The 15095-nt window shown below is 41.2% G+C and carries 11 protein-coding genes; all 11 read right to left on the minus strand.

The annotated features are described in order from the left end of the window. Positions 1-261 precede the first annotated feature (261 nt). The 11 genes from hemW to EKM61_RS09705 all read right to left on the minus strand — a co-directional run bounded on the left by hemW (position 262) and on the right by EKM61_RS09705 (position 15008). The gene (gene hemW / locus EKM61_RS09655) at positions 262-1404 is read right to left on the minus strand and encodes a radical SAM family heme chaperone HemW (protein ID WP_068224613.1); all 1143 of its coding nucleotides are present in this window, start codon (positions 1402-1404) and stop codon (positions 262-264) included. Beyond that, positions 1401-2357, minus strand: coding sequence for a riboflavin biosynthesis protein RibF (ribF, locus tag EKM61_RS09660; protein ID WP_068224616.1), 957 nt, complete (start codon positions 2355-2357; stop codon positions 1401-1403). Before ribF ends, hemW begins: the two co-directional genes overlap by 4 nt. Positions 2358-2382: 25 nt before the next feature. Continuing rightward, positions 2383-3300, minus strand: coding sequence for a tRNA pseudouridine(55) synthase TruB (gene truB, locus EKM61_RS09665; protein ID WP_068224620.1), 918 nt, complete (start codon positions 3298-3300; stop codon positions 2383-2385). Positions 3301-3501: 201 nt separating this feature from the next. Beyond that, entirely contained in the window at positions 3502-3846 is a 345-nt protein-coding gene (rbfA, locus tag EKM61_RS09670; RefSeq protein WP_125636202.1) for a 30S ribosome-binding factor RbfA, read from the minus strand. A 20-nt stretch (positions 3847-3866) separates the two neighbouring features. Beyond that, positions 3867-6407 carry a translation initiation factor IF-2 gene (gene infB / locus EKM61_RS09675; RefSeq protein ID WP_068224626.1) on the minus strand — a complete coding sequence of 847 codons (2541 nt, stop codon included), beginning with the start codon at positions 6405-6407 and terminating at the stop codon, positions 3867-3869. A 4-nt stretch (positions 6408-6411) separates the two neighbouring features. After that, positions 6412-6726, minus strand: coding sequence for a L7Ae/L30e/S12e/Gadd45 family ribosomal protein (locus EKM61_RS09680; protein ID WP_068224629.1), 315 nt, complete (start codon positions 6724-6726; stop codon positions 6412-6414). Beyond that, positions 6716-7021, minus strand: coding sequence for an RNase P modulator RnpM (rnpM, locus tag EKM61_RS09685; RefSeq protein ID WP_068224632.1), 306 nt, complete (start codon positions 7019-7021; stop codon positions 6716-6718). Before rnpM ends, EKM61_RS09680 begins: the two co-directional genes overlap by 11 nt. Before the next feature lie 14 nt (positions 7022-7035). After that, positions 7036-8178 carry a transcription termination factor NusA gene (gene nusA, locus EKM61_RS09690; protein WP_068224635.1) on the minus strand — a complete coding sequence of 381 codons (1143 nt, stop codon included), beginning with the start codon at positions 8176-8178 and terminating at the stop codon, positions 7036-7038. Positions 8179-8198: 20 nt separating this feature from the next. Beyond that, complete coding sequence (gene rimP / locus EKM61_RS09695; protein ID WP_068224638.1) at positions 8199-8672, minus strand: ribosome maturation factor RimP; 474 nt, start codon at positions 8670-8672, stop codon at positions 8199-8201. Positions 8673-8837: 165 nt separating this feature from the next. Further along, positions 8838-13178: a PolC-type DNA polymerase III gene (locus EKM61_RS09700; RefSeq protein WP_068224641.1), complete on the minus strand. Its 4341-nt coding sequence runs from the start codon at positions 13176-13178 to the stop codon at positions 8838-8840. A gap of 117 nt (positions 13179-13295) precedes the next feature. Beyond that, positions 13296-15008, minus strand: coding sequence for a proline--tRNA ligase (locus EKM61_RS09705; protein ID WP_068224644.1), 1713 nt, complete (start codon positions 15006-15008; stop codon positions 13296-13298). Positions 15009-15095 lie beyond the last annotated feature (87 nt).

The raw sequence follows: 15095 nt of genomic DNA on the forward strand, positions 1-15095 counted from the left end.
ATGTAAAAGACAAACCGATTTCTCAATTTCGAGAAGCCGGTTTGCCTTTTTTAAACGGTCGATTATTTACTGCTTACGAATTATTTAATAGCCATCATTCAAAATAAATCTTCCAGTGCGCACTAATAATTAAATTTATGTCTCTAAGTATAAACTTCGTCAAAATTTGACTTTATTGCTTGGTAACGTCTTAATTTAAGGCAAAATAAAAACAACCTCGAAATAATCTAGTTCATTAGATTATTTTTAAGTCGTCTTATTTTAAATTGCCTCATCAATTAAGAATTCTTGGAAAACATCGTTACCCAAGAATTCACCTCGCTTCGTTAAACTTAAACGATCGCCTTGTTGCTTCATTAAACCACGCTTAATCAAGTTATTAACGGTTTGGCCGTAAACAGCCGCAATCGGCAAATGAAATTTCTCTTCAAAACGCGTTTGGGAAACACCTTCCCTCTTACGCAAACCAAGGAACATTTCCTCTTCAATTTGTTCAGATAAAGATAAAACACGATGCTCAAAAACGGGTAATTTGTTGGCCCGTAAAGGCTGTAAATACTGTTGAATCGGACCAAAATTTTGGTAACGATCCTTTCCTAAATAACCGTGGGCACCAGCACCAAAACCAAAATATTTTTCATTGCGCCAATAAATTAAATTATGCTGGGATTCCATACCTGGTAACGCGAAATTACTAATCTCATACTGCGCACGACCTGCCTGAGCAAATTTTTCAATGGCCAGTTCATACATATCAGCCTCAATATCCTGCGTTGGCAAGAACAGCTTTCCTTGACGCATCATATTATAAAAAACAGTTTTACGTTCGAGAATTAATGAATACGTTGCGTAATGCGGCAAATCTAAAGCAATTGCCCGGTCTAAACTATCCGTAAAATCAGCAATGCTCTGCCCTGGCAAACGAAAGATTAAATCAATACTGATGTTATCAAAACCAACTTTACGAGCATTTTTAATGGCTGTATAAACATTGGCGCTAGTATGAATTCGGCCGATCTTTTTCAAAATTTCGTCATTAAAAGACTGAACGCCAATGCTCAAGCGATTAACCCCGTAATCACGCAACACCTGCAATTTATCAGTTGTGAGTAAATCATTGGGATTGGCCTCAAACGTAAATTCTCCTTCTTCAAAAGGTAAGTAACGACGAATTCCCGCCAATAAATGGGCCAACTGTTTTGGTGTTAATGTAGTCGGCGTTCCTCCACCAACGTAAATTGTTTTAATTTCTTCTTCAGGATGTGCTGCCATTACCAGCCGCATCTCCGTAATCAAGCGATCAATATATTCATCAACTGGCTGTCCTTCTAAGAAGACTTTATTAAAATCACAATAGTAACAAATATGCTCACAGAAGGGAATATGTAAGTAAGCCCCGGTCATGAAAGTAGCTCCCCCCTATATTGCGTAAAGTAATCGCGGGTTGCCACTTCATCAAGTTTAAGCTGGTCAATCAAACCGGCAGCACTATCAAACTTAACTTCACCACGTAAACGACTGTACCAAACAATTTCAACTGGTTCGCCGTAAACCATTTTGCCAAAATTAAGGATGTAGATTTCAATTGTAACGTCACGATCATCACCAAAAGTAATATTACGGCCAATCGAGGCCATTCCTAAATACCAAACGTCACAAATTTTAATTTGAACTGCATAAATTCCAATTCCTGGCACCCGTGAATAAGGTTCAGGTCGAATATTAACCGTTGGAAAACCAATCGTCCGCCCGCGTGCTTCACCATGGACCACAGTGCCAAGTAAATGGTAAGGATAACCTAATAAACTAGCCGCTTCATCGATATCACCAACATCAATTGCTTGCCGAATTCTTGTTGAACTGACTTTTTCTGCATTTTGATTCAATTGACCGACCTGAATAACGTCAAAACGTCCCTTTGCAAATTGTGGTAAATCGGCCATTCCCGCACGTTGTGGACCAAAAGTATAATCGAACCCTGCTACCGCTACTTGGGCATGTAAATCCACAATGTACTGTTTAACAAATTTTTCCGGCGCTAAGTTAGCAAAAGCCGAAGTAAAATCAACAATGTAAAGAAGATCCACCCCTAACTCTGCCATCCGATCTATCTTTTCTGGAATCGTGGTTAGATAAGTTGCCGAACGACGATCCAATTGATGAAAGACTAGTGATGGATGTTGGTTAAACGTCATTACGGCCAAACGTAAATGACGTTTCCTTGCTTCCTCCCGGGCACGCCCAATAACCGCTTGATGCCCACGGTGTACGCCATCAAAAAAGCCTAAGGTCAAGACAACCGGTTCTGGTTTAATTTGTTTAACTGAGTACGGGTGGTGAATTCGAACGACGTCCATATCAATTACTCCTTTAATTCAAAGATCAGTTTTCAACTGAAAACATCTTTTCTGGTTTATATAAATTTGGGTACTGTGACTGGTGGTACAACGCCTTAATTGATCCTTCAAAACGAACGGCAACCGACGCTTCGTCGGCAACCATACTGAAAATTTCTGCAGGTAAAAAGGCGCCGTTTTGAACTTGGTGCCACTGCTCGATTGTTAAATCTACGGCGGGATAGTGACGCAAAGCATAATCCAACGGTCGTAAAGCCGTTAACGATTGTTGTTTTTCCACTAAGTCGGTCAGTGCTTCTAAACTGATAGTATCAGCGAGTGCAAAACCACCGCTGTATGTTCTCGTTAAAGCGGACATTACCGCTGGATAACCCAGCTTAACCCCAACATCAACGGCTAAGGTTCGGACATAGGTCCCCTTTGAACAACTAACCTCAAATTTAAACTTGACCGTTTTAGCTTGTTCATCATATTGCGGTTCATTTAAACGTTTAAAATCCGTGATGGTGACCTGCCGTTTAGGTCGTTCAACGGTTTCTCCTGCCCGTGCGTAATCATAAAGTCGCCGACCATTAACTTTAATTGCCGAATACATTGGTGGGGTTTGAGTGATAGTACCAGTAAATTGGTGCAAGGTTTGATCAATTACTTCATTACTGGGTGCTGCCGCAACTGCCTTCGTGGCAATAACCTCACCATCCAGATCCTCAGTTGTCGTCGCAAAACCCAAGGTAACCTCACCTTGATAAACTTTACCACTCCCAACCAAATAATCAACGACCTTAGTTGCTTTGCCAATACAAATTGGTAACACACCATCAACGTTAGGATCCAATGTGCCCCCATGACCCACTTTACGCGTTTTTAAAATATGACGAACTTTTGAATCACATTGCCGACTTGTCATTCCTCTAGGCTTATATAATGGTAAAATACCATCCATTTGACATCCCCCGCTTAATTTTATTTAACTTACACTTACTTTTAATTAGACGTATTTATTATAGCAAAAAAGCGGCCAAGTCACAAAAGAAGCCGCTATCATTTTGGCAAACAAAAAAGAGTGTGGAAAAACGCTTGTACGAAACCACAAAATTCAATCGTAAGCGTCTTTCTCCCACTCTCTCATAGGTTATCCACGTTCTTATCGGTGTAATTGATCAATTAATTGATCAATTCGATTGCCGTATTGAACTGATTCATCACGTTCAAAGGTTAGTTCAGGAATCTTATATAAGCGAATTCGCTGCCCTAATTCCTTACGAATTAGACCGCTTGCCTTTTCTAAGCCCTGTTGTGCCTTTTCACCATCATGTGCAGTATCAGAAAGAATACTGTAATAAATAGTGGCCTGTTGTAAATCACCAGTTACATTAACACCAGTAATTGTGACGCCTTGTACACGTGGATCACGTACTCGTTTCATCAAAATATCCGTTGTTTCCTTTTGGATTTCCTGTGAAACACGACCAATCCGATAATGTGCCATTAGTTCACCTCCAAGGTCTACTACTTAACCGGAACTTCTTCCATGATATAAACTTCAATTGTGTCACCAATCTTGACATCATTGTAATTTTCAATCATCAAACCACCTTCAAAGCCCTGACGAACTTCTTTTACGTCGTCCTTCAAATGCTTCAAACTAGCAATTTTACCATCATAAACGACAATACCATCACGAATTAAGCGAACACCTGAATCTCGTTGAACTAAGCCACTTGTGACGTAAAAACCAGCGATAGTCCCAACTTTAGAAACCTTGTAGATTTCACGAACTTCAAGCTGCCCAATAACCTTTTCTTTATAGGTTGGTTCGAGTAAGCCTTTCATTGCAGTTTCAACTTCATCAATTGCTTGATAGATAACGTTATGCAAACGAACATCAACGTCTTCTGAATCTGCCTGTTCCTTTGCTCGTGCAGTTGGTCGAACGTTAAAGCCAATAATAACCGCATTACTTGCTGCGGCCAGAGTAACATCACTTTCATTGATTGCACCAACGGCCTCGTGGATAATATTAACCCGAACGCCTTCAACCTCAATCTTTTGCAAACTGTTGGCTAAAGCCTCAACTGAACCTTGTACGTCCGCCTTAATAATGACGTCAACCTCTTTAAGTTGACCCTCTTGCATGGTTTCAAACAAATTATCCAAGGTAACGTGTTTAGTATGATTACGTTGTTCTAATACAGCACGTTTAGCCCGTTCCTCACCAGCAGCACGCGCTGTTTTCTCATCTGCAAAAACAACAAACTTATCGGCAGATTCTGGAACGTCACTTAAACCAGTAATTTCAACAGGGGTTGAAGGTGTTGCTTCCTTAACTCGGCGGCCTTGATCACTGGTCATGATCCGAACACGCCCAAAGGTATTCCCAACCACAATTGGATCACCAATGTGCAAAGTTCCTTGTTGAACAAGTAACGAAGCAACCGCACCTTTACCCTTATCTAAACGAGCCTCAATTACAGTTCCGGCTGCTTTTTGTTCTGGATTAGCCTTTAATTCAAGCATATCGGCTTCAAGCAAAATCATTTCGAGTAATTGGTCAAGGTTTTTACCAAATTTTGCGGAAATAGGTACAAAAATGGTATCGCCACCCCAGTCTTCAGGAATTAAACCGTATTCGGTTAATTGCTTCATCACATTATCAGGATTAGCGTTAGGTTTATCAATCTTGTTAACCGCAACGATAATCGGTGCGTGGGCGGCCTTAGCATGATTAATGGCCTCAATCGTCTGTGGCATTACCCCATCATCGGCGGCAACAACCAGCACAATAATATCGGTGATATCTGCACCTCGAGCACGCATATCCGTAAAGGCAGCGTGTCCTGGTGTATCCAAGAAAGTAATTAAACGATTATTTGATTTTACTTGGTAGGCACCAATTGCCTGCGTAATTCCGCCTGCTTCGCCCTCAGTGACATTAGTGTGACGAAGTTTATCAAGTAATGTTGTTTTACCATGATCAACGTGACCCATGATGGTAACAACTGGTGGCCGATTTTCAAGGTGTTCAGTATTCGTTTGACCATCTTCAAAGAATTTATCTAAATCAGAAATATCAACGGTAACTTTTTCTTCGGCCTTAATCCCATAATCAGCGGCAAGAATTTCGATCGTGTCCTTGTCCAAAGATTGATTTTGGTTAACCATTGTTCCCATCATAAATAACTTCTTAATGATTTCGGCCGGTTCGCGATGAATTAATTTAGCAATGTCCTGAACGTTCATACCTTCAGTATATTGCAATACTTCTGGCAACGCACGATCCTTACGCTGAGTAGCTGGTGCCTGGGGCTTGCTTGAACGATTAAAGCGCCGGCCCTTCTTTTTATTAAAGCGACCACGATTATTACCGCCAAAACGATTGCCACCCCGATTATTGTTACCCCCGAAACGGTTCTGCGTTCCGCCAAAACGATTATTATTGCGACTATTACCATTACCACCAGTAACTCCGGTGCGATTACTGTTATTAATCCGAGTTGTGTGGCCACTGGTCACGTTTTGTGGATTCGCAGCATTTATTGGTGCACGGTTAGGTGATTTAGCCTGTGTGTTAACGTTTTGGTTGGCGTTAATTCGTGCATGGTTATTATTATGTTGGTGATTATTATTTGATTGACCATGATTATTATTCTGCTGGTTACCACGGTTATTATTAAACCGTTGGCCCTGACGATGATCATTATTATTCTGCGACTGAGTAGTTGAATGGTGCGCTTGACTACTCGTATGACCTTGATTACTTTGATGATTTTGCGTACTTTGTGTGTTGCGAACTACCGGCTTGCTGGCCGAATGGTGTTCGTGATTAGCCGGTTGAACTGGCTTTTTAGTTACTACACTTTTAGTTTGTGTGTTTGGCTTTTTCTCCTCCTTTTTCGGTCCAAAAGTTGCCCGTAAAGTCTTTTCTTGACTATCGTCAACAGTGGACATATGATTTTTGACCGAAATTCCGGTCTTTTTTGCATGGTCCAAGATCACTTTAGATTCGACATTTAATTCTTTTGCTAGTTCATAGATACGTTTTTTAGCCATATCTTCACGCTCCTTGCGTATTCAGTAGCGCAATCAGTCGCTTAGCAAAGCCTTGATCAACCACTGCGATGATTGTTCGTGGTCGGCCTAATGCTTGACTCATTGCTTCTTTGGTGAAGGCGTTTAAAACGGGCACACTGTAAGTGTCACCCTTTGCAGCAAATTTAGCTTGAGTTGCTTGACTTGCGTCAGTTGCAACCAAAACCAATTTGGCCTTTTCCTGTTGAATTGCCTTGATCACGAGGCCCTCACCCATCACCAATTGCCCGGCTCGCAAACTAAGTCCCAGCAAATTCAACGCTTTTTGATTACTTAGCATCTTTAGTGCCAAAAAGTTCTTGGCGTGCCTTTTGATGCTTAACGTAGGCTAATAATTCTGCATAAAAATCATCAGTTACCGCAACATTTAAGGCCTTATCTAAAATATGCTTGCTGCCTGCTTCTTCAACTGCTACCGGTTCAAGCGAAATGTACGCGCCGCGGCCGGATTTTTTACCAGTTGAATCAATAGTGACAGCACCTTCTTTATCACGAACGATCCGAACCATTTCTTTTTTAGGTTTCATTTCGTTGCTGACAACATCTTTGCGCATGGGAATTTTTCGTTGTTTCATGTGTGTCACCCCCATTAGTCTTCCTGATTAGTTTGGTCGGTGTCACCGTCGTCAACTGGCGTATCATTTACTTCTGTTGCTGACGTTTCTGGCCGTTTTTCTTCTTCTGCTTCTTCTGGTTCATCAGCCTCAGTTTCAGATTTGATATCAATCTTGTAACCCGTCAACTTAGCAGCAAGTCGCGCATTTTGACCACGTTTTCCAATGGCCAATGATAATTGATAATCAGGTACAATAACGGTCACGGCCTTTTCATTTTCTGGATCAAAAGTCACATCGACCACTTGGGCTGGATTTAGAGCATTGGCAATGTAAGCCGCCGGATCATCCATCCATTCAATGATATCCATATTTTCACCGGAAAGTTCGTTAACAATTGCTTGAACACGCTGGCCCCGGGGACCGACACAAGTCCCAACTGGATCAACGTTTTCATCATTACTACGAACCGCCATCTTAGTTCGATCGCCGGCCTCACGAGAAATTGAAACAATCTCTACTGTTCCATCATAAATCTCCGGAACTTCTTGTTCAAATAATCGTTTAACTAAGTCAGGGTGTGTCCGACTAACGTATACTTGCGGTCCCTTTGGTGTATTTTCAACCTTAGTTACGTAAACTTTAATCCGATCATGGGGCTCATAATGTTCGTTCGGCATTTGATCATTTTTGGCCAAAATGGCCTCAATTTTACCTAAACTAACGTAAATATAGCGACTATCCCGGCGCTCAACGACACCTTGCATAATCTCATTTTCGTACTTAATGTACTGGTCATAAATGATATTACGTTCGGCTTCACGAACACGTTGTAAGATAACTTGCTTGGCCGTTTGGGCCGCAATTCGACCAAAGTCTTTCGGAGTTACCTCGAAACGAATGTCATCGCCAACCTCATAAGCATCATTAATGACTAAGGCGTCCTTGAGACTTACTTCGAGGCGAGAATCAAACACTTCATCAGTAACTTCTTTAACAGCGTAAACGTGAATATCACCCTTAGCTTGATCAAACTCAACCTCTACATTTTGTGCTTGACCGTAGTTACGTTTATAAGCTGATACTAAGGCAGCTTCTAGTGCCTCGATCACAACTTCTTTTTTGACGCCTTTTTCCGTTTCCAGTGCATTTAGGGCACTCAGCATTTCCTTGCTCATTTTTGTTCGGTCCCTTCAACTTAAAATTCAATCGCCAATCTGGCTTGCGCAATTTTTTTACGATCAAAAGTCATTTCTTTATGTCGTGTTTTAATTTTTATGTCCAATGTTAACTCATCCGCTGAAACTGATTTCAAGGTACCTTCATAAATTTTAGCACCAGCAACCGGTTGGTATAAGGAAATATGAATGTAGTCCCCAATTGCTCTTTGATAATCGGCCTCTTTTTTCAAAGGACGTTCTGCGCCAGGCGATGAAACTTCAAGAAAATAAGCCTGTGGAATGGGATCAGGATCCATGGCATCAAGCTGTTCGCTAACCTTTTCGCTTACAAGCGCGCACTCTTCGATATCAATGCCACCTGGTTTATCAATATAGACGCGTAAATACCAGCTTTTTCCTTCCTTCACAAATTCAATGTCAACCAATTCAACATGAAGATCACTCACAATCGGCGTTACAACATCCTGAACTGTTTCTATGACGCTACTCACACTGACGCCTCCTTTAAAAATTCGGTTACTTTTTACATGATTAAAGTGTGTCTAGAATTTAACCAATAAAAAGAGCGAGCATCGCTGCTCACTCCAACTAAGGTATCAAAATACTGTTTATATAATACCATAGAACCTGTGCTAGCGCAACTTTCCTTACCTTAACTACATCATATCAAACAAGGATAACTGGTTTTCATCTGGCATCCCATCAAGAACATGATTCTCAGTCAAATAATCAATTAACGTCTTAGACACTTTGCCGCGTTTACTTAAGTCTTCTTTAGACAAAAACGGTTTTTCTTCCCGGGCAGAAACAATTTGTTTAGCAACGTTCATCCCTAGACTTGGAACTGCCCTAAATGGTGCCAGAAGTGTTTTGCCATCATCTTCAATAACAAATTCTGCCGCGTCTGAGCGCTCAACACTAACCATTTCAAATTTAAAACCACGCTCAAGCATTTCGTTAGCCAACTCTAAAACAGTTAAGAGATTCTTTTCTTTTGCTGAAGCATCCATGCCCTTATCCGTGATTTCTTTCATGGCCGCTTTAACTGCATCTTTTCCGTGGGCCATGGCAACCAAATCAAAATCCTCGGCCCGAACTGTAAAGTAGGCCGCGTAATAAAGAATTGGATAATAAACTTTAAAGTAGGCAACTCGTAATGCCATTAAAATATAAGCAGCCGCGTGCGCCTTAGGAAACATGTATTTAATCTTCAAACAGGAATCAATGTACCAATTGGGCACATTTTCATTTTCGCGCATGGCCTTTTGCCACTCATCGGGAATCCCGCGGCCTTTACGAACGTGCTCCATTATTTGGAAGGCCATCGAAGCATCCATTCCGTAATGAATCAAATCAAGCATAATATTATCCCGACAACCAATAACATCCTTTAAAGTGACAACGTTCTTTTGAATTAGTTCTTCAGCGTTACCCAACCAAACATCCGTCCCGTGTGATAAGCCAGAGATTTGGAGTAATTCAGAGAAGGTTGTTGGGTGAGTTTCTTCTAACATGCCACGAACAAAGCGAGTTCCAAATTCCGGAATTCCTAGCGTCCCAGTTTTTGAACCAATTTGCTCCGGCGTAACATCTAAGGCGTCGGTACCTGAAAACAAGGACATTACCTTGGGGTCAACTGGTGGAATTGATTTCGGCTCAATTCCCGACAGATCCTGTAACTTACGAATCATTGTCGGATCATCATGCCCTAAAATATCCATCTTCAAAATATTATCGTGAATCGAATGGAAATCAAAGTGACTCGTTTTCCAAGGCGCGCTCTGATCATCGGCCGGATATTGAATGGGTGTAAAGTCGTAAATATCCATGTAATCCGGCACAATCAAAATACCAGCCGGATGTTGCCCTGTTGTTCGTTTAACTCCCGTTGTACCCTTCGCTAAGCGATCAATTTCTGCGCCACGATACGTTTGCCCAGTATCACGCTCGTAGGCCTTAACGTAGCCATAACCAGTCTTGTCTGCCACCGTGCCAATCGTACCAGCACGGTAAACGTTATTTTCACCAAAAAGAACCTTCATATAATTATGGGCAATTGGCTGATAGTCACCAGAGAAATTTAGATCGATATCCGGCACTTTATCACCGTGAAAGCCTAGAAAAGTTTCAAAAGGAATATCATGACCGTCTTTTTCTAAGTCACTCCCACAGTCAGGACATTTTTGGTCAGGTAAATCATAACCAGAACCGTATTCACCCTTAGTGAAAAACTTAGTGTAATGGCACTTATTACAACGATAATGTGGTGGTAAAGCGTTGATTTCCGTAATTCCGGCCAGATAGGCTACTAAACTTGAACCAACTGATCCACGTGAACCAACCAAATAACCATCCTTATTACTTTTATGCACTAATTTCTGAGCGATTAAATAATGTACCGCAAAACCATTACCAATAATACTTTTCAGTTCTTTAGAAATTCGCTCTTCAACAATTTCAGGCAACTTTTCACCATATAGTTCATGGGCCGTTGTGTAGGTCATGGTCTTAATGTCATCTTCGGCGCCAGGCATTTTAGGTGTGTACAATTTATCTTTAACTGGCGACATAACTTCAACTTCTGCCGCAATCTTTTGTGGATTAGTAACGACCACTTCTTTGGCGGTTGCTTCCCCTAAGAAATGAAATGATTTCAGCATCTCATCTGTCGTCCGAAAATGAACATCGGGTAAATTAATTCGGTTCAGTGGATTGGCACCACCTTGGGAATTAATTAAAATTTTACGGTAAATTTTATCTACAGGATCCAGATAATGTACATCTCCGGTTGCAACAACTGGTTTACCCAGTTCCGCGCCAATTTTAACAATATTTTGGATAATTTCTTCTAAGTCACCATTATTGTTAATTAGTTGCCGCTCCAACAGTGGTGCGTAGACTGCCTTTGGCATAATCTCTAAATAGTCGTAGAACTTGGCCTTTTTACGCGCTTCGTTATAGCCTTTTTGCATCATTGTTGTAAAAACCTCACCGCTAGAACAGGCAGAGCCAATCATAATGCCCTCCCGGTACTTTTCTACCACACTACGTGGTAAGCGCGGAATTCGGTAAAAGTAACTAATCATTGATAATGAGACCAGCTTAAACAAATTCTTTAAACCGGCCTGCGTTTTGGCCATTAAGACGGCGTGAAACGGCCGAGCCTGTTTATAGGCATCATTTTCACCTAAATGCGAATTTAGATCATCAATATATTGCATGTTGTAACGTTTTTCTGCATCTTTTAAGAAAATAAATAACAAGTGCCCGGTAGATTCGGCATCCGCATTGGCCCGGTGATGGTGCTCCAAGTTAACTTTAAAACGTTTTGCCAATGAATCTAATTTATGATTTTTAAATTCTGGATGGAGCAAACGGGCAAGTTCCAACGTATCGACAATTGGAACCTCCACCTCGCCCATATCATGACGCGCATAACCTGCATTCAAAAAGCCAATATCAAACGTAACGTTATGGCCCACTAAAACGGTGCCTTGATAAAAGGCCTGAAATTTTGTGAAGGCTTCCTGTTCAGTATTAGTTCCTCGAACCATATCATCAGTGATACTTGTCAAATTAATGGTTGTTTCCGATAATGGGTGACCTGGATCAATAAACGCTTCAAATTCATCAATTACTTCACCGTTTTTCATTTTAACAGCGGCAAGTTCAATAATTGAATCGTAAACTGCCGATAAACCCGTTGTTTCTGTATCAAAGACCACATATTCAGTATCCTTTAGCGGCGCATGACTTAGGTTATAAGCAATCGGAACCCCATCATCAACAAGGTTAGCCTCAACACCGTAAAGAATCTTAACGTTATTTTTCAGTCCTGCTGTGTGTGCTTCGGGAAAAGCCTGAACGGCGTCATGATCCGTAACCGCCACTGCTGTTTGGCCCCACTTGGCCGCCTGGGCAACATACTCACTAATATTGTTCGTCGCATCCATTTGGCTCATGTTAGTGTGCAAGTGTAACTCAACCCGTTTCTCACCCTCAGGAGCCTGATCCAACCGCTCTTGGTGTTTAATTTGTTGAATATCACGCCCGTTTAGAACCAAATCACGCATGAAGTTATCTTCCTGAATACTGCCCTTTACTTTGACCCAGATACCAGGCTTCATGGCTGCAAATAATTGTTCATCTTCATCAGTCCGGGAAAACTTTTTAACAGTAAAAGAAGAAGTGTAATCGGTCATTTTAAAAATAAGCAACTGTCGTTTCGATCGTAAAACACGAACTTCAACGTCAAAAACGTAACCTTCAATCACAACTGAATTCTCTTCTTCAGTCAAATCAATCATTCGGCGAACTTCTTCTTTAGTATTAATCTGCCGACCCATTAAAATTGGTCCAGAAACTGCTTCTGCTGATTTTTTCTCTTTTTGGGCCGCAGCCTTTTGCAAACTAACAGCCGCCTGCTTGGCCAAGGCCGCATCCTGTTTGGCCTTTTGCGCCTTAAACTCATCAATTTTTTGTTGCGATGCCGATTCATCAATCATCGGGTGAATCGCCAGTTTAGGAAATCCCACTGTTTGGTAGGCCGTCTCAATTGGTTCTAAGGCTTGGGTCACTAAAAAGTTTTTGATAATTTCGTTATCGGCTAATAACAGGACCCGCCGGTCATTCAAATATGGTTGGCCTTTTTCACATAAATCTTGAATGAAGGGCGAAGTAATGCCACTGGTTTTTACAGCATAACGCCAGTAATCGGCAAGCTTTTGATTGTCGACTTGAGCCTCGCGACTACTAATAGAGAATTTTACTCGCGCAATATCCGCAAATGCCTGTTGTAAATGTTGCCCTAACTTAGTAAATAGGCCAAATGGTAAAATATCGGCAAATTCAAAATAAAATTGCCAAACCTTGGATTGCTGATGGACAACTACTTTTTTGACTTTAGCCTGTTCAAAATACTGACTTTGCTCATCTGGTAAATCAAGCTTAATCTGTTCAAGTAATTTACTGAACAACTCACTTTCGCTTAAACTCACTATGGCCATCCTTTCTTGTAAAGCACGCACAGTTACTAAAAAGTGACGCAAAAAAATATTTGGCAGTTGTTAGCAAAAAATCACACTGGCCAAAAAATTTGCGTCACACTTTCTTAATTAGTCTTCCACTTGTTTCAATAAAATACTGATTGTATCCACCAATTCAGACTTCTGGACTTCGATTGTTTCACTAGTTTCTCGAATTTTAACTTCAACGATGCCCTCGCTGGCCTTCTTACCAATGGTAATTCTTACTGGCAAGCCAATTAAATCCGCATCAGCAAACTTAACCCCGGCCCGTTCTTTTCGGTCATCTAGTAAAACACTGTAATTGGCAGCCTCTAACAACTGTTCGGCCTCCTTGGCCAAAGCCATTTGTTCATCGTTTTTTGCGTTAACTGGAACAACGTGAATATCAAATGGTGCAATCGTCCGTGGCCAAACTAAACCTCGATCATCAGCTCGCTGCTCTGCAACCGCCGTGAGTAATCGACTCACGCCAATCCCGTAGGAGCCCATGATAATTGGTTTACTTCGACCATTCTCATCAAGAAAATTAGCGTTCATGGCTTCAGTATAACGCGTACCCAGCTTAAAGACATGCCCAATTTCAATTCCTTTGGTAAACTTTAAAACGCCTGCACCATCAGGAGACATTTCACCTTCAGTAACAAAACGTAAATCAGCAAATGCCTCTGGTGTAAAATCACGAGTTAAATTGGCATTACGGTAATGTTGCCCCTCTTCATTGGCACCAACAACAACATTCACAAGATTTTCAACACTATTGTCAGCCAATAAACGAACTTCTGGTGGCAACCCAACTGGACCCAAAGAGCCAAAGTTGGAACCCAAAACTCGGACTGCATCGGCATCACTCGCTAATTCCAAGGAAGCAGCGCCAAGATAGTTTTTTAATTTAATGGGATTAATTTCGTAATTACCTTGAACCAAAACCATAACCGGCCCACCATCGGCCATAAATAGCATACTCTTTACCGCCTGTTTAGTGTCTAACTTCAGAAGTTCAGCTACTTCATCAATTGTTTTAGCACCAGGTGTTGCAATTTTTTCTAAAGCCTGTAAATCCTCATGGGACTTTTTACCCAAATTTAAACTTGTGGCCATATCCAAATTAGCGGCGTACTCACTTGCATCAGAATAAACGATCGTGTCTTCCCCAATATCAGCCATTGCCGAAAACTCTAAAGAATCCTTACCACCCATCGCACCTGCATCACCAATGATCGAACGGAATTTTAAACCACAGCGTTCAAAAATAGTCTTGTAGGCCTTCGCCATATTGCGAAAAACGACATCTAAATCGGCCAAATTAGCCGTAAATGAGTAAGCGTCCTTCATAATAAACTCACGGCCCCGTAAAAGGCCGGAACGTGGGCGCTTTTCATCACGATATTTTGGTTGAATTTGGTATAAAACTTGAGGCAATTTTTTATAAGAATTTAAATTATCCCGAACAAGGTCGGTAAAAGTCTCCTCGTGCGTTGGTCCCAAAATAAAATCACGATCATGCCGGTCCTTAAATTTAAATAATTCAGGGCCATAAGTATCATATCGGCCAGATTCGCGCCATAATTCTGCCGGAATCACTTCTGGCATTAGCATTTCAACGGCATCGATTTTGTCCATTTCTTCTTCAATAATCCGGTTGATTTTTTGAATGACCTTATAAGCCAAAGGTAAATAACTGTAAATACCAGCCGAAACCTGCCGAATATAACCCGCCCGCAACATCATCTGGTGGCTTTTAGATTCTGCATCGTTTGGAGTTTCTTTTAAGGTTGGAATGAACATTTTCGATTGTTTCATAAAGTCGTCTCCTCGTATTATTAAAAATGTATTCAAGTATTGACCAGCTTCGCTGTTTGGATGCTGTGTGATATTCTCTAATTGTTC

The organism is Loigolactobacillus backii, from assembly GCF_003946275.1.
Lineage (GTDB): Bacteria > Bacillota > Bacilli > Lactobacillales > Lactobacillaceae > Loigolactobacillus > Loigolactobacillus backii.

Coding starts and splice junctions, on each gene's coding strand:
- EKM61_RS09680 (WP_068224629.1), bottom strand. CDS start 6,726: ATGCTAAGTAATCAAAAAGCGTTGAATTTGCTGGGACTTAGTTTGCGA.
- hemW (WP_068224613.1), bottom strand. CDS start 1,404: ATGACCGGGGCTTACTTACATATTCCCTTCTGTGAGCATATTTGTTAC.
- EKM61_RS09705 (WP_068224644.1), bottom strand. CDS start 15,008: ATGAAACAATCGAAAATGTTCATTCCAACCTTAAAAGAAACTCCAAAC.
- rbfA (WP_125636202.1), bottom strand. CDS start 3,846: ATGGCACATTATCGGATTGGTCGTGTTTCACAGGAAATCCAAAAGGAA.
- rnpM (WP_068224632.1), bottom strand. CDS start 7,021: ATGAAACAACGAAAAATTCCCATGCGCAAAGATGTTGTCAGCAACGAA.
- nusA (WP_068224635.1), bottom strand. CDS start 8,178: ATGAGCAAGGAAATGCTGAGTGCCCTAAATGCACTGGAAACGGAAAAA.
- infB (WP_068224626.1), bottom strand. CDS start 6,407: ATGGCTAAAAAACGTATCTATGAACTAGCAAAAGAATTAAATGTCGAA.
- truB (WP_068224620.1), bottom strand. CDS start 3,300: ATGGATGGTATTTTACCATTATATAAGCCTAGAGGAATGACAAGTCGG.
- ribF (WP_068224616.1), bottom strand. CDS start 2,357: ATGGACGTCGTTCGAATTCACCACCCGTACTCAGTTAAACAAATTAAA.